This is a genomic window from Microbacterium sp., from assembly GCF_031179285.1.
Lineage (GTDB): Bacteria > Actinomycetota > Actinomycetes > Actinomycetales > Microbacteriaceae > Microbacterium.
Genome location: NZ_JAPSHY010000011.1, coordinates 40,925 through 62,800 on the forward strand (window position 1 = coordinate 40,925; position 21,876 = coordinate 62,800).

A 21,876-nucleotide genomic window follows, 5' to 3' on the forward strand; every position below is an offset into this window, starting at 1 on the left:
AGCGTGGGAGCACGATGGCGAACACCTCCGGCGAATCCGACCAGGCCCGCGGCGGCGCGGAGGTCGTCCCGCCTGCGCCCGTCTCGCCGTACATCCCGCCGACGACCGTGCCTCTCGCCCCGCCCGTCCCCGCATCGCCCGCTCCTGCGGTGACCCGGGTGATCCCGCATCCCGGTCCCCCACATCTCACCGCGCCCCCTTCGCAGGCGTCGCCGCCGGCCCCCGGGTGGGTGCCCGCCGCCGTGATCGCGACGATCGTGGTCGTCGTCGTCACAGCGATCATCGCCGCCACCGCACTGCTGACCTCCCAGCCGGACGCACCGGCACTCCCGACGCCAGCGGCCACGGCATCGCCCGATGAGGGCGCGGACCCCGGGAACGGCGCGGTCGACGCCAGTTCGATCGAGGGCCATCTCGAGGCGAAGATCGAGCAGTACAAGCGCGCCCGCGACGACGGATCACTGTGGACGCAGATTCCCCGCAGCGACTTCAATCTCACCGCAGTCACCGCCTTCCTCTTCTTCCTCACCGACATGAAGCTGGCGGCATCCTTCGGGGTCGATGATGCGACCGCCGGAGAGTACCTCGCCGAGTCCGCGGAGCTCGAGAGGCTGCTGCTTGCGCAGGAGCCACTGGGGTCCGACATCGAGATCACCTTCAGTGAGGACCGGGTGTTCCGCTATGACGGTGACACCGGCGAGGGCGGGTATTCGACGGAGTGACCCCGGTACGCTCGAGGGCGTGACCACCTGGACCAGCACCGCGATCGCCCTGCTGGAGGCTGACGCCAATCGCAGCGCCGACACGCATCTCCACCTCTTCCCGCTGCCCGTGGAATGGGACATCGACCTCTATCTGAAAGACGAGTCGGTGCATCCCACCGGCTCGCTCAAGCACCGCCTCGCACGTTCCCTCATCCTCTACGGACTGGTGAACGGACGCATCGACGAAGACACCACCCTCGTGGAGTCCTCGAGCGGGTCGACAGCGGTGTCCGAGGCGTACTTCGCCCGGATGCTCGGGCTGCCGTTCATCACCGTGATGCCGCGTTCGACCAGCCAGGAGAAGATCGACCTCATCGAGTTCTACGGCGGACAGTGCCACTTCGTCGATCGGGCGGAGGACATGTCGCCGACGGCACAGCGGCTGGCCGCGGACTGCAACGGGCACTATCTCGACCAGTTCACCTACGCCGAGCGCGCCACCGATTGGCGCGGCAACAACAACATCGCCGAGAGCGTGTTCAACCAGCTCGCCCAGGAGCGGCATCCGATCCCGCGCTGGATCGTCACGGGCGCCGGGACCGGCGGCACCAGCGCCACCTTCGGCCGATACGTGAAGTACCGCCGGTACGCGACGCAGGTCGCAGTGGTCGACCCTGAGGGATCGGCCTTCTACGACGGCTGGGCTGGCACCGTCGACCCGCCGGCCGGCAGGCCCAGCCGCATCGAGGGGATCGGCCGGCCGCGCGTCGAGCCGTCGTTCGTGCCGACGGTCATCGACGAGATGATCCGCGTGCCCGATGCCGGGTCGATCGCCGCGATCCGCGTGCTGAAGGAGCGCACGCTCCATTGGGCAGGAGGCTCGACCGGGGCGAACCTCTACGGAGCGTTCGAGCTGATCTCGCGGATGCGCGCAGCCGGCGAGTCCGGCAGCGTGGTCACCCTCATTTGCGACAGCGGCATCCGCTACGCCGGCACGTACTACTCCGATGATTGGGTCGCGGCCCAGGGCTGGGACCTCGCGCCGCACCGCGCTCGCCTGGAGCATTTCCTCGACACCGGCACCTGGGACTGACCGTCCCGCACGTTGCGGTCGCAATTCAGGAGAGTCGAGCAGACACGCCCCTGATCCGCCTCTCTCGGGCCGAGGAGCGGTCATTGTTCCTGAGTTGTGAACGGCGCCGGCCGGGGACCGCCGGCCTGAGGCTGGGGGCGCTGAGCACTCCTCGCTACGCTGACCCCATGACAACTCTGATCCTCACCGTCGCCGGCGCCGATCGCCCGGGTCTCGTCGCCGCCGTCGCCGATGTCGTCGACGCCCACGGTGGCAACTGGGAGAACAGCCAGCTCGCCGAGCTCGCAGGCACCTTCGCCGGTGTCATCGAGGTATCGGTGGCCACGGAGCGAGCCACCGAACTCGAGGCGGCACTGCGGGGTTTGCAAGGACAGGGCATGCTCACGGTCGCCGTACTCACCGGCAGCGAGGCGACCGCTGCGACCGATGGCGAGCGGCTGACGATCCAGGTGCTCGGCAACGACCATCCCGGCATCGTCCGCGAGGTGTCCGTCGCGCTCAACGCGCACGAGCTCAGCATCGATGGTCTGACCACGACCACCAGGGATGCCGCGATGTCGGGCGGCCGGCTGTTCGAGGCCACCGTCGTGGCGCGGGTGCCGGCATCCGTCGACCTCGACAGGCTGCGCACCGACCTGGAGCGCCTCGCGGCCGAGATCCAGGTAGACATCACGCTCGGCTGAGCCGGTCAGCCGGCGGCATCTCCCTCGCGCTGTTCTCCCTCGACGTCCGTGTACCGGCGCACCCAGTACTCCGTGTAGGCCACGTGCGACGATGCGGCGGCGGATGCTGCCACGGGGTCAGCGGCGGCCAGTCCGCGCAGGATCGCGCGGTGTCCTGCGTCGGAGTGCAGCTTGAGCTCGGCGGCGTCTCCCGCATCCGGGATGCGGTAGGCGCGTGACCGCGACCGCAGCACGTCGATCAGGCTCGTGAGGGCGCTGTTGCCGGCGGCCTCCGAGATGGTCATGTGGAACTCATGGTCGAGCCGGGAGTGATCTTCGAAGTCGTCGCTCGCCTCGATCTGGTCGAGAAGCCCACTGAGCGCCTCGACCGTGTCGGGGCCGATCCGTGCAGCGGCGAGCGCGGCTGCGTGCGGCTCCAGCACCCGCCGCAGCTCGGTGAGCTCGAGCACCCCCGCCATCGGCAGGAGTCCGACGGTGAGGGAGAGGCTCCCGATCAGGTCGGCCGCCCGCAACTCGCTGACATAGCTGCCAGAGCCGTGGCGCGTGTCGAGGACGCCGAGGGCCGCGAGGGTGCGGATGGCCTCGCGCAGCGACCCCCGGGAGACGCCGAGCCGCTCGCACAGCTCGCCCTCACTCGGCAGTCGATCGCCCGGGCGCAGCGCGCCGTCGGCGATGAGAGCCCGCAGCCCGTGCAGCGCCTTGTCCAACGCGCTCATCGTGTTCCTCCCTGGCACCCGGATCTCCTGCGAGTCTGTCGGACAGCCGTCGCTCGACAAACTTGTATGACGACTTTGTAAAATTGTGCCCGATCCCTCGCCTTGAGATGCCGCTTATGGCAAAGTTGTGCAACAACTCTCTTACTCGCTGATGAGGATTCATGCCAGCCGCCCCCTTTCCCGCACCGCTTCGACTGACGTCGTTCGACCGCGCTCGAGACGCGTGGCCGCTGGATCCGGCGATCGTGCACCTCAACCACGGATCGTTCGGTGCCGTCCCCTCGGCGGTCGTCGCGCATCAGGATGCGCTGCGGCGACAGGCCGACCTCAGCCCGGTCGAGTGGTTCCCGCGCATCGCCGAGCGAGTGCGAGCCGCTCGTGAGCGAACCGCACCGTTCGTGGGCGCTCGCCCCGAGGACAGCGCCTTCGTGCCGAACGCCTCGGCCGCGGCGACTGTCGTCTACAACGCTCTGCGTCTCGAGACCGGCGACGAGATCCTCGTCACCGATCAGGGCTATGGCGCGATCACGATGGGGGCGCAGCGTCTCGCCCGGCGCTTTGGCGCGACCGTGCGGGTCGTCGAGCTTCCGCTGCTCGCCGACGACGACGAGATCGTCGAGCGCTTCAGCGACGCACTCACCCCGCGCACCAGGCTCGTCATCATCGACCAGATCACCTCCCCCACCGCGCGCGAAATGCCGACGCGGCGCATCGCCGACAGCGCGGCCCGGCACGGCGTGCGCACCCTCGTGGACGGCGCTCACGCACCCGGCCTCATCCCCGACGCAGCGGCAGCCGCCGGCGGCGACTGGTGGTTCGGCAACCTGCACAAGTGGCCATGCGCCCCGCGTGGCTCGGCTCTGCTCGTGACCGCGGCCCATGATCGGGATGATCTCTGGCCCCTCATCGACTCGTGGGCTGCGCGCGAGACGTTCCCCGCCCGTTTCGACACCCAGGGCACGATCGATGCGACGACCTATCTCGCCACACCGGCAGCGATCGACTTCATCGAGAACGAGTTCGGCTGGCAGCAGGCGCGGGAAGCGATGGCACAGCTCGTGGATGCCGGTGCCGAGATCATCGCCGAGGGCTTGCGCCCCTTCGCCGACGAAGAGCCGCTCACGACCCTGCCGTCGCCGGTGCCGTCGATGCGCCTCGTCCGCCTTCCGCTGGGTCTCGGCGCCACTCGCGAAGAGGCCGATGCGCTGCGCATGGAACTGCTCGACGAGACCGGCGTCGAGACGGCGTTCACCAGCTTCCGCGGCATCGGATACTTCCGCCTGTCGGCGCATCTGTACACCGAAGCATCCGATTTCGACGCGTTCGTCGGGCGCTGCATCCCGCAGATCCTCCGCCGCGCCGGCATCCGGTCTGCCGAATCGATCGTCGTCCCCTGACCCTGCATCCCCACCCGAATCACCAACTGAGAGGCACATCGTGAAGAACAAGATCTTGACGACAGCGGCGGGAGTCGGCACCGTTGCCGTTCTCGCACTCACCGGCTGCTCCGCCGGAGGCGGCGCGTCCTCCGACGGAGCCGTCACCCTGCAGATGGTCGAGAGTCTGACCAACCCCGCCCGTACCGACCTGATCAGGGGGCTTCTCGACGACTTCGAGGAGAAGAACCCGAAGATCAAGGTCAACCTCATCTCGCCGCCGACCGAGCAGGCCGACCAGAAGATCCAGCAGATGCTGCAGTCCGGTAAGGGAGTCGACGTCCTGGAGGTGCGCGACATCACCGTCGGACCGTTCGCGAACAACGGCTGGCTCCACGACCTCACGGACGACCTCGAGGACTGGGACGGCTGGGACGCGCTGACGGACAACGCCAAGTCCGCATCGGTCGCCGAGGACGGCAAGAGCTACTTCGTGCCCTACGGCTTCTACGGTCTGTCGCTGTTCTATCGCACCGACCTCGTCGCCGACGCCGGTTTCGACGGACCTCCGCACAGCTGGAAGGAACTGCTGGAGCAGGCATCCGCCATTCAGGACCCGGCGAACAACGTCTACGGCTACGCGTTCCGCGGCGGCCCGAACGCGAGCAGCAACGTCGTGGCCGCCATCGAGGCGTACACGATCGACGACCTGAACGTCGATGACGCCTTCCTCATGGAAGACGGTTCCACGATCTTCGCCGCCCCCGAGGCGCAGGAAGCCGTCGACGACTACTTCGCGTTGTTCGAGCAGGCCTCGCCGCCCTCGGCCGTATCGTGGGGCTACCCCGAGATGGTGGCCGGCTTCACCAACGGCACGACCGCCTTCCTGCTGCAGGATCCCGAGGTCATCGCCACCGTGCAGGACTCGTCGCTGACCGAGGACCAGTGGGACACCGCTCCGCTCCTCGTCGGGCCCTCCGGCAAGGCCGCACAACCGCTGGCGGTCGCCGGCTGGGGCGTGGCGCAGAAGAGCGAGAACAAGGACGCGGCGGTGAAGCTCGTCGAGTTCCTGTCATCGGCCGAACCGGCGACCGAGTTCGCGCAGGCCAACAGTCTCGTGCCGATCATCACCGAGGCTGCCGACGACGAGTTCTACTCCTCGGGCCCGTGGACCAGCTACGTCACCATGACGGAAGACCCCGAGACGTACGTCAACGTGCGCCAGCCGCGAGGTGTCAGCTGGTGGACGGAGTGGATCCAGAAGGCGGATCAGGATGTGCAGAACGTGCTGCTCGGCAACATGTCCACCAGCGACCTGCTCGCCTCGTGGGACGCATTCTGGACTGAGAAGTACGCCGCGGAGAAGGGCTGACCCGTGGCCCGCTCCGATCGTCAAGGAGGCTCCGTCGGCATCGCCGGCGGGGCCTCCCCGGCATCCCGCAGGCGCCCCTTCCGAAGTCGTCACGCGCTGACGCTGCTGGCCTTCCTCGCGCCGGCGATCGTCTTCGTGTGCTGGTTCACCTACTGGCCGATGCTGCAGGGTGCCCGCATGGCCTTCCACGACTGGAATCTCTGGGACCTCACCTCGACCCCGTTCGTCGGCTTCGCCAACTTCGTCGCGGTGTTCCAGGATCCGGCCTTTCCGATCGTGGCGTGGAACTCCGTGCTCTGGGTCGTCGGCTCGCTGGTGCCGCAGCTCGTGATCGGATTCCTGATCGCGCTCGCGCTGCGCAAGCGTTTCCGCTTCCGCGGCCTGTATCAGGCCCTGGTCTTCTTCCCGTGGGCCGTCTCCGGCTTCCTGATCGGGATGCTGTTCCGCTGGATGTTCAATGCCGAGTTCGGCGTGGTCAACGACCTGCTCATGAAGGCGGGCCTCATCGACGCTCCCCTTCCCTGGCTCGCGGACCCGAAGCTGGCGATGTTCGCGGTGATCGTGGCGAACATCTGGTACGGGGTGACGTTCTTCGCGATCATGATCCTCGCCGCTCTCCAGTCCGTTCCGGACGAGATGCTGGAGGCGGCGAGCCTCGACGGAGCCGGACGGTTCCGGCAGCTGTTCTCGATCATCATCCCGTACATCTCGATGACGCTGTTCCTCACGATCCTGCTGCGCATCATCTGGATCTTCAACTTCCCCGACATCATCTACGCGATGACCAACGGTGGCCCCGCCAACCAGACGCACATCATCACGACCTGGATGGTCAATTACACCCAGCAGGGCAACTACGGCATCGCAAGCTCCATCGGGCTCATCGTCGTCGCGTTCCTGTTCGTGTTCTGCGCGTTCTATCTGATGGCGATGCGGAGGGCTCAGCGATGACCATGACAGGCACTCACCCGACAGGCGCGTCGCAGACGCGGAGGATCACCGTTCCCGATCCCGCAGCCGCCCCGCGCCCGAAGCCGCGGGTCACGGTCGGCGGCGTGGCCCGTGTCGTCGGGCTCGCGCTGTGGCTCGTCATCACGCTGTTCCCGCTGTACTGGATCGCGCTGACGTCGATCAAGTCGCCTGGCACGATCAACCGGTTCCCGATCGAGTACTGGCCGAGCGAGCCGTCGCTGGAGAACTACGTCGGCCTGTTCCAGCACAGCTCGTTCGGCGTCTTCCTCGGCAACTCGGCTCTGGTTGCGGTGATCGGCGGCGCGGTGGCGACGCTGATCGCCTTGCTCAGTGCGTACGTGCTTGCGCGGTTCGAGTTCCGCGGCAAGGGCGCGATCCTCATCGCGTTCCTCCTGACGCAGATGATCCCGGCGTTCATCGCGCTGGGTCCGCTGTATTCGATGATGACCGAGCTCGGCCTCGTCGACACCAAGTCGGGGCTCATCCTCGTGTACATCGCGATCTGCATCCCGTTCTCGACGGTGATGCTGCGAGGTTTCTTCGCGAACGTGCCCGACGCACTCGAGGAGGCGGCCATGATCGACGGGTGCTCCCGCCTCGGCGCCCTGTTTCGGGTGCTCGTGCCTGTGATGACCCCCGGGATCATCGCCGCGTTCATCTTCAACTTCGTGAACTGCTGGAACGAGTTGTTCCTGTCAGTCGTCCTGATGAACACCGACGAGAACCGCACCGTGCCGTCCGCATTGAACGGCTTCATCTCGACCTTCAACATCGATTGGGGTTCGATGTCGGCTGCCGCTGTGCTGACCATCCTGCCCACCATGGTGATGTTCGCGCTCGCGAGCCGATGGATCGTGCAGGGCCTGACCGCCGGGGCGGTCAAGGAGTAGCAGCGACACGACGAAGGCCGCCGTTCCGGGGAACGGCGGCCTTCGTGCTGTCATGGGCCGGGTCGGTCAGACCAGGCGCGACTTCGGCGAGACCGTGTACGTGTTCTCGGGGTCGGAGAACACCGCGTCACCGAGGGCGGTGTCGATGGCGGCCATCGTGTCGGCGTCGAGCGTGACACCCGATGCCTTCACCGTGTCGGCGAGCTGCTCGGGGCGCGAGGCTCCCACGAGCGCGGCCGCGATGTTCGGGTTCTGCAGCACCCAGGCGATGGCCAGCTGCGGCATGGTGAGCCCGGCGTCGGCCGCGATCGGCTTCAGCCGTTGCACGGCGGTGAGCACGTCGTCGGTCAGGAAGCTCTTGATGAAGTGCGCGCCGCTCTTCTCGTCGGTGGCGCGCGAGCCCTCCGGCACGGGCTGTCCTGGCAGGTACTTGCCCGACAGGACGCCCTGCGCCATCGGCGACCAGACGATCTGCGAGATGCCGAGCTCTTCAGATGCCGGCACGACCTTGCCCTCGATGACGCGGTGCAGCATCGAGTACTGCGGCTGGTTCGAGATGAGCTGCACGCCCAATTGCTTCGCCAGCGCGTGGCCTTCGCGCAGCTGCTCGGCCGTCCACTCGGAAACGCCGATGTAGAGGGCCTTGCCCTGGCGGACGACATCGGCGAAGGCCTGGAACGTCTCCTCGAGCGGGGTCTCGTAGTCGAACCTGTGCGCCTGATACAGGTCGACGTAGTCGGTGCCGAGGCGCTTCAGGGAGCCGTTGATCGACTCGAGGATGTGCTTGCGAGACAGGCCGGTGTCGTTCGGCCCCTTCGGGCCGGTCGGGAAGTACACCTTCGTGAAGATCTCGAGACCCTCTCGGCGCTGACCCGACAGCGCCTTGCCGAGCACGACCTCGGCGGCCGTGTTCGCGTAGGTGTCTGCGGTGTCGAATGTCGTGATCCCGGCATCCAGTGCCGCGTGCACCGTCTTCAGCGCCGCGTCGTCTTCGACCTGCGAGGCGTGCGTGACCCAGTTGCCGTAGGTGATCTCCGAGACCTTGAGACCGCTGTTACCGAGGAAGCGATAGTTGACCATGTATCAACGCTACTTGCTCGCGCGGGTGGCGGGGACGGATCGACCGGTCTCACGCAGGTGCCGGAGCGCGGCGATCACGTACGACTGTCGAAATCCCGACGACGATCACGGCGATCGCGGCGAGGGCGCTCACCACGTACAGCGCCACCGCCCACGGGGAGTAGTCGGCGCCGCTGATCCCGAACGTGTCGGCGAGACCCATACCGGCTCCGAACGACGCGGCGAAGTATGCGAAGGCCCCGAAAGTCAGTAGCGCGAGAAGAGTCATCCCGGGGACGATCGGCGGCGCCTTCGTGATGACGGAGACCACGGCGACCCCGACAGCCAGCGCCACCCCGATCCCGAGGATGAAGAGAACTCGCTCGTGCCCCAGGCTCTCCCCTGCGCCTGACATCTCTGCGCGGATCGCATCTAGCGTGAGTCCGGGCGCGGCGGCGAGCGGATTCAGGACGAGGATCTGCACCGCGGCGAGCGTCGCATACGCGGTGACCCCGAGCACGCCGGCGATCGAGATCCACAGCGTCTGCGTCTGGCGCGTCATGCGCTCACTCTAGAACGCGCCATCGAGAGACTCCCGATACTCCCGCCATGCGGCACCCAATCGGCGGACCCCTTCGACGAGGACGTCGTCCGGCGCCGTGAACGGAAGACGGATGTGATCGTCGGGCGAGACGGACGCAGCGAATGCGGCACTTCCGGCGACCGACACACCGTGGCCGGCGGCGAGGCGCGCCACGGCGGCGGCCGATCCGATGGGCAATCGGGCCCAGAGCGAGAGACCGCCGCGGGGCGGGTCGTACGTCCAGTCGGGTAGGTGTTCGGCGAGTTGCTCCTGCAGCAGCCGCAGCTTCTGCGCGTGCCGTCTGCTGCTGTCGCGCCGCTGCTCGTCGGCGTGAGCGATCAGGTCGAGGGCGAGCAGCTGCCCGGGAACGCTCGTCGACTGATCCGCGAGTTGCCTGGCACCGCGCAGTCGTCGCACGAGCACGGGGTCGGCACGCAGCCATCCGATCCGAAGCCCCGCCCACGCCCACTTCGACACGGACTCGACCACGATCACCGGTGCGTCCGGGCGCTCAGCCGCCAGCGACGCCGGAACCACGCCGTCGAAGGAGATGCCGGCGACGACGCGGTCCTCGATCACCGTCACGCCGTACTGCGCGGCGAGCTCGGCCACTCGATGTCGGGCCGACGCGGGCAGTCGCGTGCCGGTCGGGTTCTGGTGGTGCGGGTTGAGCGCGACGAGTGCCGGCCGGAGCCGCGCCATCGCCACCTCCAGCGCGTCGACGTCGAGGCCGTCGCCGGTCATCGGCACACCGTGGACTGTGCCGCCGCGGAGGCCGACCGAATCGGTCACGCCCGGCCACGTGACCTCCTCGGCCAACACCACGTCGCCCGGGCCGACGAGCGCGTTCACGACGAGGCTGATCGCCTGCTGCGCGCCATGCGTCACGAGGATCTGTTCCGCGGTGGTCGGTGTGCCTTCGGCCTGGAACAGTTTGGCGATCTGGGCGCGCAGTGCGGGGAGCCCGGCGGGATCGGTCTCGGGCAGCAGCGCCAGGTCGAGCCGCGGTTCGTGTTCACGGATGAGCCGCGTCGTGAGGTTCGACAGATGAGGGACGGTGCGCAACAGGTCGATCGCGTTGGGGAGGGCCGAGAACAGCACCTCGCCCCTCCCGGGCCGTTGGAAGGGAACCGCGGATGCCGCCACTCCGGCGATCCTCGTGCCACTGCCCTGCCTCCGCTCGACGAGACCATCTTCGGCGAGTCGCGCGTAGGCCACGACGACCGTGCCGCGAGAGACAGAACTGACCGCTGCCAGGGTGCGCTCCGCCGGCAATCGATCACCCGGACGCAGCTCTCCGCTTTCGATCAGCCCGGCGATGCCCCGCGCCAATCGCGTCGCGAGCGTGCCCTCCCCCTGCGTCCATCGGCCGAGGCGAGCGGCCAGCGTGTCGGAGGACACCTCGCCTGCTCGCACGAGAGTCGGGGCATCATCGACCGATCGCTGGCCCACTGGCTGAAGATTGGCCCTGTAGCGCTCGTCCATAAGGCTCGATTCTGGTCCAATGAACATCACATTCGCACGAAGAAGCTCGTTTCATACACCAATGAATCCCGATTGGACCATTGCCGACCTGCTGCAGTGGGTCAGTGACGACCGGCACCAGCACGATGCGAGTCTCCGAGACCCGCTCGTCCTCATCGAGTCGGCATTGACCGGCAGTTCGTGGGCCCGTCAGCCGTCGACCGTCGCCTTGACCCGCTCCATCGCCGCCGCCGTCCGCGCTACGCCATCGCTCGGCTCGCTCTCGATCGGCAGCCTGGTCCGGCGTGCCGACGCCGCGTAAGAGCGCGCGAACGCGCCGGCCGTCGACGTCACAGACAGTCGCGTGCGGTCACGCCAGGGCGGCGGAGGCGGCCTCGTCTTCGGTCGTGGCGACCAACTGCCCGCAGGCGCCGTCGATCTCCTTGCCGCGGGTGTCGCGGAGGGTCGTCGGGATGCCGGCGTCGTTGAGCCGGCGCACGAACTCGTTCTGCACCGGGATCTCGGACGAGGTCCAGATGGAGCCGGGCGTCGGGTTCAGCGGGATCGGGTTGACGTGCACCCAACCCCGACCGCGCGCGTTCAGCTTCTCTGCGAGAAGGTCCGCCCGCCAGGCGTGGTCATTCATGTCCTTGATGAGCGCGTACTCGATCGAGACGCGGCGCCCCGTCTTCTCGTAGTACTCGCGTGCGGCGTCGAGGGCCTCGTCGACCTTCCAGCGAGAGTTCACCGGGATCAGCTCATCGCGCAGCTGGTCGTCCGGCGCGTGCAGCGAAAGGGCGAAGGTCACGGGGATGTTCTCGTCGGCGAGCTTCTTGATCGCGGGCACGAGACCGACCGTCGACACGGTGATACCCCGGGCGCTCATGCCGAGGCCGTCCGGCTGCGGTGCCACCATGCTGCGCACGGCATCCATGACTCTCTTGTAGTTCGCGAGCGGCTCGCCCATGCCCATGAAGACGATGTTCGAGACGCGCTCCATGCTGTGGTCGTCGGCCTTCTTGCCGCCGAGGCCGCCCTCGGCGATCAGGCGGTTCGCCCTCACGATCTGCTCGATGATCTCGGCGGTCGACATGTTGCGGGTGAGACCGGCCTGACCCGTCGCGCAGAACGGGCAGTTCATGCCGCAGCCGGCTTGACTCGACACGCAGAGCGTGATCCGGCCCGGGTAGCGCATCAGCACGGACTCAACGAGGGCGCCGTCGTGCAGGCGCCAGAGGAACTTGATGGTGTCGCCGCGGTCGGTCTCGAGCCGCCTGACCTCGGTCAGCAGTGGCGGCAGGAGGCCGGCGACGAGTTCGTCGCGCGTACCGGCGGGAAGGTCCGTCATCTCAGCCGGGTCGGAGGTGTAGTGACGGAAGTAGTGGGTGGCGAGCTGCTTCGCACGGAATCCAGGGAGTCCGAGCTCCTTAACCTTCTCGATGCGCTCGGCCGGCGTGAGGTCGGCGAGATGTACGGGCGGCTTTCCGCGCTTGGGGCTGGCGAACTGCAGCAGCGGACGCCCCTCGGCATCCTTCTGCTGGGTCCAGCCCTCCGTCTTGGGCCTGACCTGCTGCCCGCCGGTGGTGCGGATCTTCCCCGGCGAGGCGGCGGGCGACGCGGATGCCGTCGCAGAACGCGGCTCGCGCGCGCGGGGAGTGTCAGTCATGACTACCAGGGTACGCGGTGACGGATGGGAGGCTGCTGGGGCGACGCGGGCGACGGTGATGACCGTGGTTCTGCCGTGAGCGCTGGACGTCATTCGCGGACAGCGCCCTCAAGCATCCCCTTGATGAAGTGCCGCTGCAGGAAGACGTAGAGAGCGACGACCGGCAGTGCCACCAGCACCGCACCGGCCGCGAGGAGCGACGTGCCCTGCGTGTACTGCCCCTGGAAGAAGGCCAGACCGAGGGGCGCCGTGCGCACCGCCCCGTTGGGCGACATCACCAGCGGGATGAGGAACTCGTTCCAGGTCCACATGAAGGTCAGCAGCACCAGCGTGAGGATCGCCGGCCTCCCGATCGGAACCAGGATCTGCCACAGGATGCGCAGGCTGCCCGCGCCGTCAAGACGCGCCGCCTCGATCATGGCGCGGCTCGAGGTACGGAAGTAGGTGCGCATCCAATAGGTGCCGAAAGCGATGGACATCGCGATCTGCGGGAGCGCGACGCCCCACACCGTGTTGGTCAGCCCGAGCATCCTCATGTCGAAGAACAACGGCACGATGAACGCTTCGGTCGGCACCATGATGCCCAGGAGGAAAAGGTAGAAGAAGAACGTGGCTCCGCGGAATGTCATCGTCCCCAGGGCATAGCCGGCGAGGATCGACACGGTCACCGCGACCACGACGACGATCACCGCCACCGCGACGCTGGTCAGCATGTACTGGCCGAATCGTCCCACTTCCCAGGCCTCGGCGAAGTTCGCGGGATGGAACCAGCCACCCTCCCGCTCCGCCGTCGCGCTCTGCGGCCCGAAGGCCGTTGCGAGCATGACGCCGACGGGGCCGAGCACGATCGCCGCGAACACGAGCAGGATGACGTAGTTGGCGGCGTTCTCGAACGCAGAGACCTTCACTTCTTCTCTCCGATCACGTTGACGAGCGCATTGATCGCGAACACGATCACGGTGAGGACGATCCCGACCGCCGCTGCCGCTCCGACCTCGCCGAGTTCGAACGCGCGCCGGTAGACCTCGTAGCTCGGCACGGTGGTCGAGTTGCCGGGCCCGCCTCGCGTCGTGACATAGACGAGGTCGAAGGTCTTCAGAGCGGCGACGATCGTCAGCGTGAGGGCGACCGTGATCTCGCCCCTGACCGAAGGCAGCGTGAGGGCGAAGAATTCACGGACGGCCCCTGCGCCGTCCAGGCGCGCGGCCTCGTAGAGCTCACGAGGTGTCCGGCTCATGCCGGCCATCAGCAGCACGGTGACGAGTCCTGTCGACACCCATGTCCCGATCAGTCCGACCGCGGGCAGCGTCCACACGTAGTCACCGAGCCACGCCCGTGTCAGGGCGTCGAGTCCGATCGCGCGCAGGAACTGGTTGAGCGGCCCGTCCGGAGCGTAGATCTGGCGCCATGTCACGGCGACCACGACCATGGCGATCACCTGAGGGAGGAAGATGATCGTCCGGAAGAAGCCCAGCCCACGAACGTTCGAGCGCGTCAGGATCGCGGCAAGGACGAGTCCGATCAGGAGCGGGATGACCGCGAAGAAGATGATGAGCACCAACGCATGCCAGAAGGCTTCCCGAAGCTGCCCGTTGCGAGCGATCTCGACGTAGTTGTCGAGACCGACGAATGTGGATGCCCCCAGGCCGTCCCATTCGAAGAACGAGAACTGGACGGCACGTCCGAGTGGGAAGAGGAGGAAAGCCGCGTACAGCACCAGCGCGGGTGCCAGGTATGCGAACGGAACCCACCGACGCTGTGAACGGCCGGGGCGCCGGGCAGCCCCCCGGCCGTTCAGAACCGCGTCAGCCATTCGATGCGACGAACTCCGCATAGTCGGCCTGAAGCGCCTCGGTGAAGGCGTCGGGCGTCAGCCTGCCGTCGATGAGTCCTTGCAGGGCGTCGCCGAGTGTGTCGCTGAACGTGGGTGTCGCATAGTCCAGATAGGGGAGCAGGGCGCCTTCCTCGGTGACCCGTCCGAACTCGGTGAACACGTCGGCCTGCACACCTTCCGACGGCGCAAGGTCAGCGGTGCCGTTCACCGGCATGTTGCCGGTCTCGGCCAGGATCGACATCGCCTCATCGCTGGTGATGAAGTCGATGTAGGCCGCCGCGACATCGGTGTTCTCCGCCGCCGAGGTGATCGCGAACGGGAGCCCGGTTCCCCCCGTCGTCGCCGGAGTCCCCCCGGAGGTGTCGGGCACGAAGAAGCCCACATCGTCACCCATGGCGTCCTCCAGGTCCGCGGCCAGCCACGAGCCACCGATGAGGAACGTACCCTCCCCGTCGCCGAAGGACTGCCATGCGGCGTCGTAGTCGGAGCCATTGGGCCCGTCGTTGAAGTACCCCTTCGCTGACCAGTCGGCGAGCTGCTGCGCGGCCGCGGCGTTCTCGTCCGATGTCCACTCGGCCCCTTCGTTGCCGAGGCCGAGATCGCGGATCGTGTCAGCGTCGACGTGCTCACCCTGGATCGGGCCGAACACATGGATGGCGGGCCATTTGTCGATGTTGCCGAGCACCAGCGGTTTCTGGCCGGCGCTGTGCGCCTTCTCCAGCGCGCTCTCGAACTCCGTCCAGTTCATGGGGACCTCGACTCCGAGGTCTGCAAGAGCTGACTTCGAATAGAACACGCCGACGATCTCCCCCACCTGCGGCAGGCCGTAGATCGTCCCGGCCCCGAACTCGACCGCACCTTCGCCGTAGGTGGAGTACTGCAGGACCGAGTCGGGGAAGCGATCGCTCCATCCGTACAGTTCCGCGTAGTCGTCGAGCCCTCGCAGTTGTCCTGCCTTCACGAAGGCGCCCATGGTGTTGCGGCCGTTGTTGGCCTGTACCACGTCTGGGGCATCCTCGCCGGTGAGGGCGAGCCGGAGCGTCGTGTTGAGATCTTCGAACGCCTGCGACTCGCGATCGATCGTGACGTTGGGATACTTGTCCTCGAAGGCGGCGTTGAGCTGCTCCATCTGCTCGTTCTGTCCCCCACGGACCTCCTGGTCCCAGACGGTGAGCGTGACCTCGCCTGCGGCCGCGACGTCGGTGCTGATGTCGGTGCTCTGCTCGTCAGGAGACGCCGGGCCACCGGTACCGGGTGCGCATGCCACAAGCCCCAAAGCCAAGGCGGCACCGGAGACGGCCGCCAGGGATCGCATGTGTCGATTCATCGGGTTCCTTTCATGGGTGAGATCCAACTGGTCGCTCAACATCACGGAGTACGGAGGAGGGCAGGGCGTCGGGCGCTCCCGCCACCTCGGCATGCGTCCCGGGAGGGATGACACCGTCCAGGAAGTCGTATCGGGTGCGGAGCTCGGCGTCTCCGCTGTCGCGGTTCTCTCGCCACCAGCGGCTGATATCGCCCCAGCCGGGAGCCGAGAGTGCGCTGCCGCGGCGCGTCACCGCGATTCCGCTGGCCAGCACGGCGAACGCCGCCTGCTCATGCAACGCCAGCCCCAGAAGGCTCGCGCGGACGAGCGCTGCGGTGAACACGTCACCCGCTCCGGTCGGATCCAGCACGGGGACAGAGAGCGCCGGCACGATGACCTCGATGCCCGAGGCCGAGTCGATCGCGACCACGCCGTCGGCTCCGCGTGTCACGACCACGAGCGGCACGCGTTCGGCGAGGGCTCGCGCTGCGCCGACGGGATCCGCGGCGCGCGTGTACGCCATCGCCTCTCGCTCGTTGGGAGTGAACGCGTAGCAGGCGTCCAGCGGAGCGAGGTCGGCGCCGAGCCAGCGCTCGGAGGAGTCCCACCCGATGTCCGCGAAGATGCGGGTTCCGTCGTCGGCGGCTCGTCGCCACCAGGAATCATGAGCAGCGTCGAGGCTCTTCAGGTCCGCGATGATGACGCGCGCAGACGTCGCGGCATGGATGCTGCGCGCTGCAGCCGAGACGCCAGGGGCGTAGGTGATCATGCTTCGATCCCCGGCAGAAGACAACGCGACGGTCATCGGCGTCGGCATCCCGACGATGCGCCGCGACGATGACAGATCGATGCCCTCCTGGTCACACAGCACCGTCCAGCACCAGTCACCGAAGGCGTCCGACCCGAAGGGGGCGGCCATCGAGGTGCGCAGACCCAGACGTGCCGAAGCCACGGCGAGGTTCGCGATCCCGCCCGGACTGATGCCGACGACATCCGCGAAGACCTCGGTGCCGTTGTGGGGACTCGAATCCAGTTCGGCGAAGCCGTAGTCAAGGAAGACCGGCCCCGCGAGAGCCACGTCCCACTCGTATTCGGTCACCTGCCCGCTCCTTCTCATCCACATCGATTCCAGGTTTGTTAGACCATACTCGCAAATGCGCACTGATGCATACTGATGCTCGATAGTGACTGATATGCTCGGCCGCATGCTCACGACCACACGTCAGGCTCGCATCCTGAATTCGCTGCGCACCGACGGGCAGGTGACTGTGGAGGAGCTCGCCGATCAGTTCGGCGTGTCCGCCTCGACCATCCGGCGCGACCTGAACGCGCTCAGCTCGGAGGGACTCCTGCGCAGAGTCCGTGGTGGGGGCAGTATCGAATCGGATCGGGTTCCCTTCGCCGATGTGCAGCATCAGCAGGCGGAGGAGAAGTCGCGCATCGCGGCGACCGCGGCCGGCCTGGTGCGCGATGGCGACATCGTCCTGCTCGACATCGGCACGACGACGTCTCTGCTGGCGCGCGCGCTTCGTGGCCGACGCATCACTGTGGTGACCTCGAGTCTCGCAGCGGTCGACCAGCTGCGAGACGACGACGCCGTCGAGCTCATCATCCTCGGCGGCGCCGTCCGCAAGAACTACAACTCCATGGTCGGCGTTCTCACCGAGCAGGCGCTGGCGCAGATCCGTGCGACCATCTGCTTTCTCGGCACCAGCGGCATCCGCTCCGATGGAACGATCATGGACACCACCGGCATGGAGGTGCCTGTGAAACGCGCGATGATCGAATCCTCTCAGCGCGTCGTCGTCCTCGCGGATGCGACGAAGCTGCCGGGCGTCGGGTTGCTCAGCGTCTGCGGCGCCGAGTCCGTCGACACGCTCATCACCGACGCCGACCGGGCATCCGAGACGGTGCGATCCATGCAGGACAACGACGTCGAGGTGATCTTCGCATGAAGCTCACGATCGTCGGCGGTGGCGGTTTCCGGGTGCCTCAGGTGTTCGAAGCCGTCGCGGCCGAGGGCGCACCGACGAGAATCGACGAGCTCTGCCTGTACGACGTCTCCCCCGAACGCCTGGCCGTCATCGGCGCGGTGATCGACCGGCTTTCCGTCTCGTATCCGCACGCTCCTCTGGTCACGACCACCACCGACGTCACCGAAGCGATGCGCGGTGCGGACTTCGTCTTCTCGGCCGTGCGGGTGGGCGGCACGAAGGGGCGGATCGTCGACGAACGAACGGCCCTGGATCTCGGTGTGCTCGGGCAGGAGACGGTCGGCCCGGGCGGACTCGCCTATGCGCTGCGCACGGTTCCGTTCATGGTCGAGCTCGCCAGGACGATTCGCGACGTGGCTCCTGACGCATGGGTCATCAATTTCACGAACCCGGCAGGCATCGTCACCGAGGCGATGCGCGCGATTCTCGGCGACCGTGTGGTCGGGATCTGCGACACCCCCATCGGACTGATGCGCCGCGCCGTTGCGGCGACGGGCGCCGCGACGACGCAGAGTGAGGTCTCGTTCGACTATGTCGGATTGAACCACCTGGGCTGGCTGCGCGCCGTCACCGTGGACGGGCAGGACCGGCTGCCCGGCCTGCTGTCTTCGGATCGGGCGCTGGAGTCCATCGAGGAGGCGCGCCTGATGGGGTTCGATTGGGTGCGCGCGCTCGGAGCACTGCCGAACGAATACCTGTACTACTACTACTTCACGCGGGAGGCGACCGCGGCGATCCGTGCGGCCGATGCCACGCGCGGCGAGTACCTGGACGCTCAGCAGTCGGCGTTCTTCGCCTCTCGCCCAGCTGACCCGCTGCACGAGTGGCAGAGCGTCCGCCACGCGCGGGAATCGACATACATGGCCGAATCCCGCGGGGAGGGCGAGTCTCGACATGACGAGGACGTCGATTCCGGCGGATACCAGCAGGTGGCGCTGGACCTGATGGCGGCCATCGCGACCGGCCGCCCCGCCACCATGATCCTGAACGTCCGAAACGGCGGCCTCGTCCCGCAACTGCCGGAAGACTCGGTCGTCGAGGTGGGCTGCGTGGTGGACTCCGACGGTGTGCGACCGTGGCGAGTGGCTCCGGTCTCGGGCGACATGCTCGGTCTGATGACCGCGGTGAAGTCGGCCGAGCAGCTGGTCATCGAAGCGGCCACCCTGGGTTCCCGCGAGCTGGCATGGCGAGCGTTCGCCGCTCATCCGCTCGTCGACTCGGTGACGGTCGGCCGGAAGCTCGTCGACGGATATCGCTCGCGGTTCGCGTCGCTGGGTGAGCTGCTGAGCTGACTCCGCGCGGGTACTCAGCCCAGCAGCGGACGCTGCGCCCCGCGGTCCTGCACGTACCGCGCCCTCGCGCTCTGCGCGGTCTCGGTTGCACTGAGCTCTGCGACCGGGACGTCCCACCAGCCCTCGCCGTCCGGAGCGTAGATCGTCGGGTCGCTGTCGATGTGGATCACGGTGGCTCGGTCCGAGGCCTTGGCCGTGGCCACAGCGTCGCGGAGATCGTCGATCGCGGAGGCTCCGCGAGCGATCTCGATGACGTCGATGCCGTAGCTGCGTGCGTTCATGGCGAGATCCACGGGGAGGATGTCGCCGCTCTGGAAGTTGCGCGCCTCGTGATCGTAGCTGCGGTACTTCGTGCCGAAGCGTGCCGTCCCCACCGTCTCGGAGAGGTGACCGATCGAGGCGAAGCCATGATTCTGGATCAGGATGACGATGACCTTGAGGCGCTCGGCGACAGCGGACGCGAGCTCCGAACTGAGCATCAGATAGGAGCCGTCGCCCACCATGACGACCACGTCGCGGTCGTCCCCTGACGCCTCCAGGCCGCGTTTCACGCCGAGTCCGCCCGCGATCTCATATCCCATGCAGGAGTACGCGTACTCGACGTGGTAGCCGAGCGGGTCGCGTACGCGCCAGAGCTTGTGGAGATCGCCGGGGAGGGAACCGGCGGCTTGCACGATGACGTCCTCGTCGGCGACGGCCGCGCGAACCGCGCCGATGATCTCCGGCTGGCCTGGCAGCTCTCGGCCCGTCGACGCCAGCGCGGCATCCACCGCCGCGTCCCACTCGGACTTCTCCCCCGCGATCCGCCCGGCCCACTCCGTCGATACGCGGACGCCGTGAAGCTCACCGGCCAGTGCGGTCAGCGCTTCCCTCGCGTCGGCGACCAGCGGCAGTTGCGTGCCGTGTTTGTAGGCGTCGAACGCGGCGACGTTGACGTTGACGAAGCGTGCGTCCGGGTCCCGGAAGGCGGTACGGGATGCTGTGGTGAAGTCGCTGTATCTGGTTCCGATGCCGATCACCACGTCGGACTCGGCCGCGAGGCGATTCGCCGCCGTGGACCCGGTGGCACCGATCCCGCCGAGGTTCTGCGGATGGTCCCACGCCAGGGCGCCACCGCCGGCCTGTGTCGTCGCCACAGGGATGCCGGTCGCTTCCGCGAAGGCTCGCAGCGCGTGCTCGGCTCCGGAATAGATCACGCCGCCGCCGGCGACGATGATCGGCCGGCGAGCCTCGCGGATCGCGGCGACGGCGCGCTCCAACGGCCCACGTTCGGGCAGCGGTCGGCGGATGTGCCATTCGCGCTCCTGCAGGAACTCGAGCGGCACATCCAGCGCCTCCGCCTGAACATCCTCGGGCAGGGCGATCGTCACGGCTCCCGTCTCGGAAGGGTCGGTGAGCACGCGCATGGCGGCCAGCGCGATCGAGAAGAGCTGCTCGGGGCGCTGCACCCGGTCGAAGAACACCGACAGCGGCCGGAATGCATCGTTCACCGTGAGCCCGACGTCGTGCGGTCGCTCCAGCTGCTGGAGAACGGGGTCGGCGACACGGGTGGCGAAGGTGTCGCTGGGAAGCAGCAGGGCCGGCAGGCGGTTGGTGGTCGCCAGCGCCGCACCGGTGAGCATGTTCGTGGCGCCCGGACCCACGGACGCCGCACTGGCGAACGTGGCCCTGCGGCGCCGCATGCGAGCAAAACCCACCGACTGGTGGACCATCGCCTGCTCGTTGCGGGCCTGGTGGTACGGCATGAGGTCGGGTTGCTCGAGGTTGGACTGATGCAATGCCTGTCCGAGACCTGCCACATTGCCATGGCCGAAGATTCCGAACATCCCGGGGATCGTGCGCTCGCGGATGTCACCGTCGACCGTCCACTGTCTGGCCAGGAACTCGACCAGCGCCTGCGCGACCGTCATCCTCTTCGTCTGGTTCATTGCGCTCTCTCCGTGCTCTGAGGGATCGGGCGATAGGGAAGCCGTGAGTCCAGCTCCTGCCCGGCCCAGCTGTCGCGCACCCATGCGTGCGCCGGGTCGTCGGTGATCAGCCAGCGCCGGTGGGGATCCGGGCCGGCCATGACGTTCAGGTAGTAGAGGTCGTATCCTGGCGCCGCGACGGCGGGACCGTGGAATCCGAAGGGGACGAGCGCGACGTCGCCGGTTCGGACCATCGCATTGATCTCGATCTCGCCGGCGGGGGATCCGTAGGTCGAGAAAAGCCCGAACGCGGCATCGTCGGCATCCGCTCGCCCCCCGTCACGGGCCGGCGCCGCCTCGAAGTAGTAGATCTCCTCCAGTCGCGACTCCTGGCCGGGCACGTGCTGGTCATGCTTGTGAGGCGGGTACGACGACCAGTTCTCTGCCGGCGTGATCACCTCGCACACGATGAGCCGCGCCGCATCCAGCGACTCGGGAGTGCCGAAGTTGTGCACCTGCCGGCTGGAGGCACCGGTTCCGCGCAGCTCGATCGGTGTCTCGGCTGCCGAGATGTGTCGCGTGGGGTGCACGGCGGACGTCGGCGATGTCGCCACCGCCACTCGGCCGTCACCGCTGATCACGGCTGTCGCGACCGCAGAGAGGTAGAGCACGTCGGTGGGTCCGTCGAAGACGGATGCCCGTCCGGCAAGGAGAACCTGCGAACTCCTGCCGTTCTCGGTGTAGCTCGCCGAGAAGGAACCACTGAGAGGAATGATGATCCGCTCCATGCCCGCCTCGGGCAGAGCGAGCGTCGCCCCCTTCTCCAGCACGCCGATCCGCAGGCCGGTGTGCTGCCAGCCGGGGGTGGATCCGTCGACGACCGTCTCCCAGCCGTCGTGGGCAAGGGTGCCGCGGCGATGGAACCAGCGCGATGGGTCTGCGCTCATTGTGGGCTCCTCGTCAGA

Annotated in this window: 21 protein-coding genes; 10 read left to right on the forward strand and 11 right to left on the reverse strand. The window is 67.5% G+C overall.

Annotation, left to right across the window (positions count from 1 at the left end; genetic code table 11):
• The first annotated feature begins 14 nt into the window (after positions 1 to 14).
• From RIN18_RS09010 to RIN18_RS09020, 3 genes are all read left to right on the forward strand, one after another.
• The gene (locus RIN18_RS09010; protein WP_309103631.1) at positions 15 to 722 is read left to right on the forward strand and encodes a hypothetical protein; all 708 of its coding nucleotides are present in this window, start codon (positions 15 to 17) and stop codon (positions 720 to 722) included.
• Positions 723 to 741: 19 nt separating this feature from the next.
• On the forward strand, positions 742 to 1,797 hold the full coding sequence (locus RIN18_RS09015) for a PLP-dependent cysteine synthase family protein (protein WP_309103632.1): 1,056 nt from the start codon (positions 742 to 744) through the stop codon (positions 1,795 to 1,797).
• Positions 1,798 to 1,964: 167 nt separating this feature from the next.
• A complete protein-coding gene (locus RIN18_RS09020) occupies positions 1,965 to 2,480 on the forward strand; it encodes an ACT domain-containing protein (RefSeq protein WP_309103633.1) in 516 nt (171 codons plus the stop codon).
• Between the two features lie 5 nt (positions 2,481 to 2,485).
• Here the strand turns inward: RIN18_RS09020 and RIN18_RS09025 are convergent, their stop codons facing one another.
• Complete coding sequence (locus RIN18_RS09025; protein WP_309103634.1) at positions 2,486 to 3,196, reverse strand: FCD domain-containing protein; 711 nt, start codon at positions 3,194 to 3,196, stop codon at positions 2,486 to 2,488.
• A gap of 161 nt (positions 3,197 to 3,357) precedes the next feature.
• Between RIN18_RS09025 and RIN18_RS09030 the strand changes: the two genes are divergently transcribed.
• From RIN18_RS09030 to RIN18_RS09045, 4 genes are read left to right on the forward strand one after another with little or no spacing between them, the layout of a single operon-like run.
• On the forward strand, positions 3,358 to 4,593 hold the full coding sequence (locus RIN18_RS09030) for an aminotransferase class V-fold PLP-dependent enzyme (protein ID WP_309103635.1): 1,236 nt from the start codon (positions 3,358 to 3,360) through the stop codon (positions 4,591 to 4,593).
• A 40-nt stretch (positions 4,594 to 4,633) separates the two neighbouring features.
• A complete protein-coding gene (locus RIN18_RS09035) occupies positions 4,634 to 5,944 on the forward strand; it encodes a sugar ABC transporter substrate-binding protein (protein ID WP_309103636.1) in 1,311 nt (436 codons plus the stop codon).
• 3 nt (positions 5,945 to 5,947) lie between these two features.
• A complete protein-coding gene (locus tag RIN18_RS09040; RefSeq protein ID WP_309103637.1) occupies positions 5,948 to 6,895 on the forward strand; it encodes a sugar ABC transporter permease in 948 nt (315 codons plus the stop codon).
• Entirely contained in the window at positions 6,892 to 7,806 is a 915-nt protein-coding gene (locus RIN18_RS09045; RefSeq protein ID WP_309103638.1) for a carbohydrate ABC transporter permease, read from the forward strand. The genes RIN18_RS09040 and RIN18_RS09045 overlap by 4 nt, the downstream gene beginning before the upstream one ends.
• Positions 7,807 to 7,872: 66 nt before the next feature.
• Here RIN18_RS09045 and RIN18_RS09050 read toward each other — a convergent pair whose 3' ends face one another.
• From RIN18_RS09050 to RIN18_RS09060, 3 genes are read right to left on the reverse strand one after another with little or no spacing between them, the layout of a single operon-like run.
• Positions 7,873 to 8,886, reverse strand: a complete 1,014-nt coding sequence (locus tag RIN18_RS09050; RefSeq protein ID WP_309103639.1) for an aldo/keto reductase family protein — start codon at positions 8,884 to 8,886, stop codon at positions 7,873 to 7,875.
• A gap of 49 nt (positions 8,887 to 8,935) precedes the next feature.
• Entirely contained in the window at positions 8,936 to 9,427 is a 492-nt protein-coding gene (locus RIN18_RS09055) for a hypothetical protein (RefSeq protein ID WP_309103640.1), read from the reverse strand.
• 9 nt (positions 9,428 to 9,436) lie between these two features.
• On the reverse strand, positions 9,437 to 10,849 hold the full coding sequence (locus tag RIN18_RS09060) for a PLP-dependent aminotransferase family protein (RefSeq protein WP_309103641.1): 1,413 nt from the start codon (positions 10,847 to 10,849) through the stop codon (positions 9,437 to 9,439).
• Between the two features lie 145 nt (positions 10,850 to 10,994).
• Between RIN18_RS09060 and RIN18_RS09065 the strand changes: the two genes are divergently transcribed.
• Positions 10,995 to 11,234 (forward strand): hypothetical protein, encoded by a 240-nt coding sequence (locus RIN18_RS09065; RefSeq protein WP_309103642.1) that lies wholly within the window; start codon positions 10,995 to 10,997, stop codon positions 11,232 to 11,234.
• A gap of 48 nt (positions 11,235 to 11,282) precedes the next feature.
• On the opposite strand, the gene rlmN is transcribed toward RIN18_RS09065, so the two are convergent.
• The 5 genes from rlmN to RIN18_RS09090 form a co-directional block, all read right to left on the reverse strand.
• Positions 11,283 to 12,578 (reverse strand): 23S rRNA (adenine(2503)-C(2))-methyltransferase RlmN, encoded by a 1,296-nt coding sequence (rlmN, locus tag RIN18_RS09070; protein ID WP_309103643.1) that lies wholly within the window; start codon positions 12,576 to 12,578, stop codon positions 11,283 to 11,285.
• A gap of 89 nt (positions 12,579 to 12,667) precedes the next feature.
• Complete coding sequence (locus RIN18_RS09075) at positions 12,668 to 13,486, reverse strand: carbohydrate ABC transporter permease (protein ID WP_309103644.1); 819 nt, start codon at positions 13,484 to 13,486, stop codon at positions 12,668 to 12,670.
• Positions 13,483 to 14,391, reverse strand: coding sequence for a sugar ABC transporter permease (locus RIN18_RS09080; protein ID WP_309103645.1), 909 nt, complete (start codon positions 14,389 to 14,391; stop codon positions 13,483 to 13,485). The genes RIN18_RS09075 and RIN18_RS09080 overlap by 4 nt, the downstream gene beginning before the upstream one ends.
• Positions 14,384 to 15,727: an extracellular solute-binding protein gene (locus RIN18_RS09085; protein WP_309103646.1), complete on the reverse strand. Its 1,344-nt coding sequence runs from the start codon at positions 15,725 to 15,727 to the stop codon at positions 14,384 to 14,386. Before RIN18_RS09085 ends, RIN18_RS09080 begins: the two co-directional genes overlap by 8 nt.
• A 22-nt stretch (positions 15,728 to 15,749) precedes the next feature.
• On the reverse strand, positions 15,750 to 16,817 hold the full coding sequence (locus tag RIN18_RS09090) for a PfkB family carbohydrate kinase (RefSeq protein WP_309103647.1): 1,068 nt from the start codon (positions 16,815 to 16,817) through the stop codon (positions 15,750 to 15,752).
• 106 nt (positions 16,818 to 16,923) lie between these two features.
• Here RIN18_RS09090 and RIN18_RS09095 point away from each other — a divergent pair, with 106 nt between their 5' ends.
• Together RIN18_RS09095 and RIN18_RS09100 are read left to right on the forward strand one after the other, a co-directional pair.
• Positions 16,924 to 17,673, forward strand: a complete 750-nt coding sequence (locus RIN18_RS09095; RefSeq protein ID WP_309103648.1) for a DeoR/GlpR family DNA-binding transcription regulator — start codon at positions 16,924 to 16,926, stop codon at positions 17,671 to 17,673.
• Complete coding sequence (locus tag RIN18_RS09100) at positions 17,670 to 19,004, forward strand: 6-phospho-beta-glucosidase (RefSeq protein WP_309103649.1); 1,335 nt, start codon at positions 17,670 to 17,672, stop codon at positions 19,002 to 19,004. The genes RIN18_RS09095 and RIN18_RS09100 overlap by 4 nt, the downstream gene beginning before the upstream one ends.
• Before the next feature lie 14 nt (positions 19,005 to 19,018).
• Here RIN18_RS09100 and iolD read toward each other — a convergent pair whose 3' ends face one another.
• On the reverse strand, positions 19,019 to 20,932 hold the full coding sequence (gene iolD / locus RIN18_RS09105) for a 3D-(3,5/4)-trihydroxycyclohexane-1,2-dione acylhydrolase (decyclizing) (protein ID WP_309103650.1): 1,914 nt from the start codon (positions 20,930 to 20,932) through the stop codon (positions 19,019 to 19,021).
• Positions 20,929 to 21,858 (reverse strand): 5-deoxy-glucuronate isomerase, encoded by a 930-nt coding sequence (gene iolB / locus RIN18_RS09110; RefSeq protein ID WP_309103651.1) that lies wholly within the window; start codon positions 21,856 to 21,858, stop codon positions 20,929 to 20,931. The genes iolD and iolB overlap by 4 nt, the downstream gene beginning before the upstream one ends.
• Positions 21,859 to 21,876 lie beyond the last annotated feature (18 nt).

Excerpts from the sequence above, each read along its gene's own strand:
- RIN18_RS09020 (WP_309103633.1), top strand. The coding sequence starts at position 1,965 with ATGACAACTCTGATCCTCACCGTCGCCGGCGCCGATCGCCCGGGTCTC.
- RIN18_RS09095 (WP_309103648.1), top strand. The coding sequence starts at position 16,924 with ATGCTCACGACCACACGTCAGGCTCGCATCCTGAATTCGCTGCGCACC.
- RIN18_RS09085 (WP_309103646.1), bottom strand. The coding sequence starts at position 15,727 with ATGCGATCCCTGGCGGCCGTCTCCGGTGCCGCCTTGGCTTTGGGGCTT.
- RIN18_RS09050 (WP_309103639.1), bottom strand. The coding sequence starts at position 8,886 with ATGGTCAACTATCGCTTCCTCGGTAACAGCGGTCTCAAGGTCTCGGAG.
- RIN18_RS09010 (WP_309103631.1), top strand. The coding sequence starts at position 15 with ATGGCGAACACCTCCGGCGAATCCGACCAGGCCCGCGGCGGCGCGGAG.
- RIN18_RS09080 (WP_309103645.1), bottom strand. The coding sequence starts at position 14,391 with ATGGCTGACGCGGTTCTGAACGGCCGGGGGGCTGCCCGGCGCCCCGGC.
- iolD (WP_309103650.1), bottom strand. The coding sequence starts at position 20,932 with ATGAACCAGACGAAGAGGATGACGGTCGCGCAGGCGCTGGTCGAGTTC.
- RIN18_RS09100 (WP_309103649.1), top strand. The coding sequence starts at position 17,670 with ATGAAGCTCACGATCGTCGGCGGTGGCGGTTTCCGGGTGCCTCAGGTG.
- RIN18_RS09055 (WP_309103640.1), bottom strand. The coding sequence starts at position 9,427 with ATGACGCGCCAGACGCAGACGCTGTGGATCTCGATCGCCGGCGTGCTC.
- RIN18_RS09065 (WP_309103642.1), top strand. The coding sequence starts at position 10,995 with ATGAATCCCGATTGGACCATTGCCGACCTGCTGCAGTGGGTCAGTGAC.
- RIN18_RS09030 (WP_309103635.1), top strand. The coding sequence starts at position 3,358 with ATGCCAGCCGCCCCCTTTCCCGCACCGCTTCGACTGACGTCGTTCGAC.
- iolB (WP_309103651.1), bottom strand. The coding sequence starts at position 21,858 with ATGAGCGCAGACCCATCGCGCTGGTTCCATCGCCGCGGCACCCTTGCC.
- RIN18_RS09045 (WP_309103638.1), top strand. The coding sequence starts at position 6,892 with ATGACCATGACAGGCACTCACCCGACAGGCGCGTCGCAGACGCGGAGG.
- RIN18_RS09025 (WP_309103634.1), bottom strand. The coding sequence starts at position 3,196 with ATGAGCGCGTTGGACAAGGCGCTGCACGGGCTGCGGGCTCTCATCGCC.
- rlmN (WP_309103643.1), bottom strand. The coding sequence starts at position 12,578 with ATGACTGACACTCCCCGCGCGCGCGAGCCGCGTTCTGCGACGGCATCC.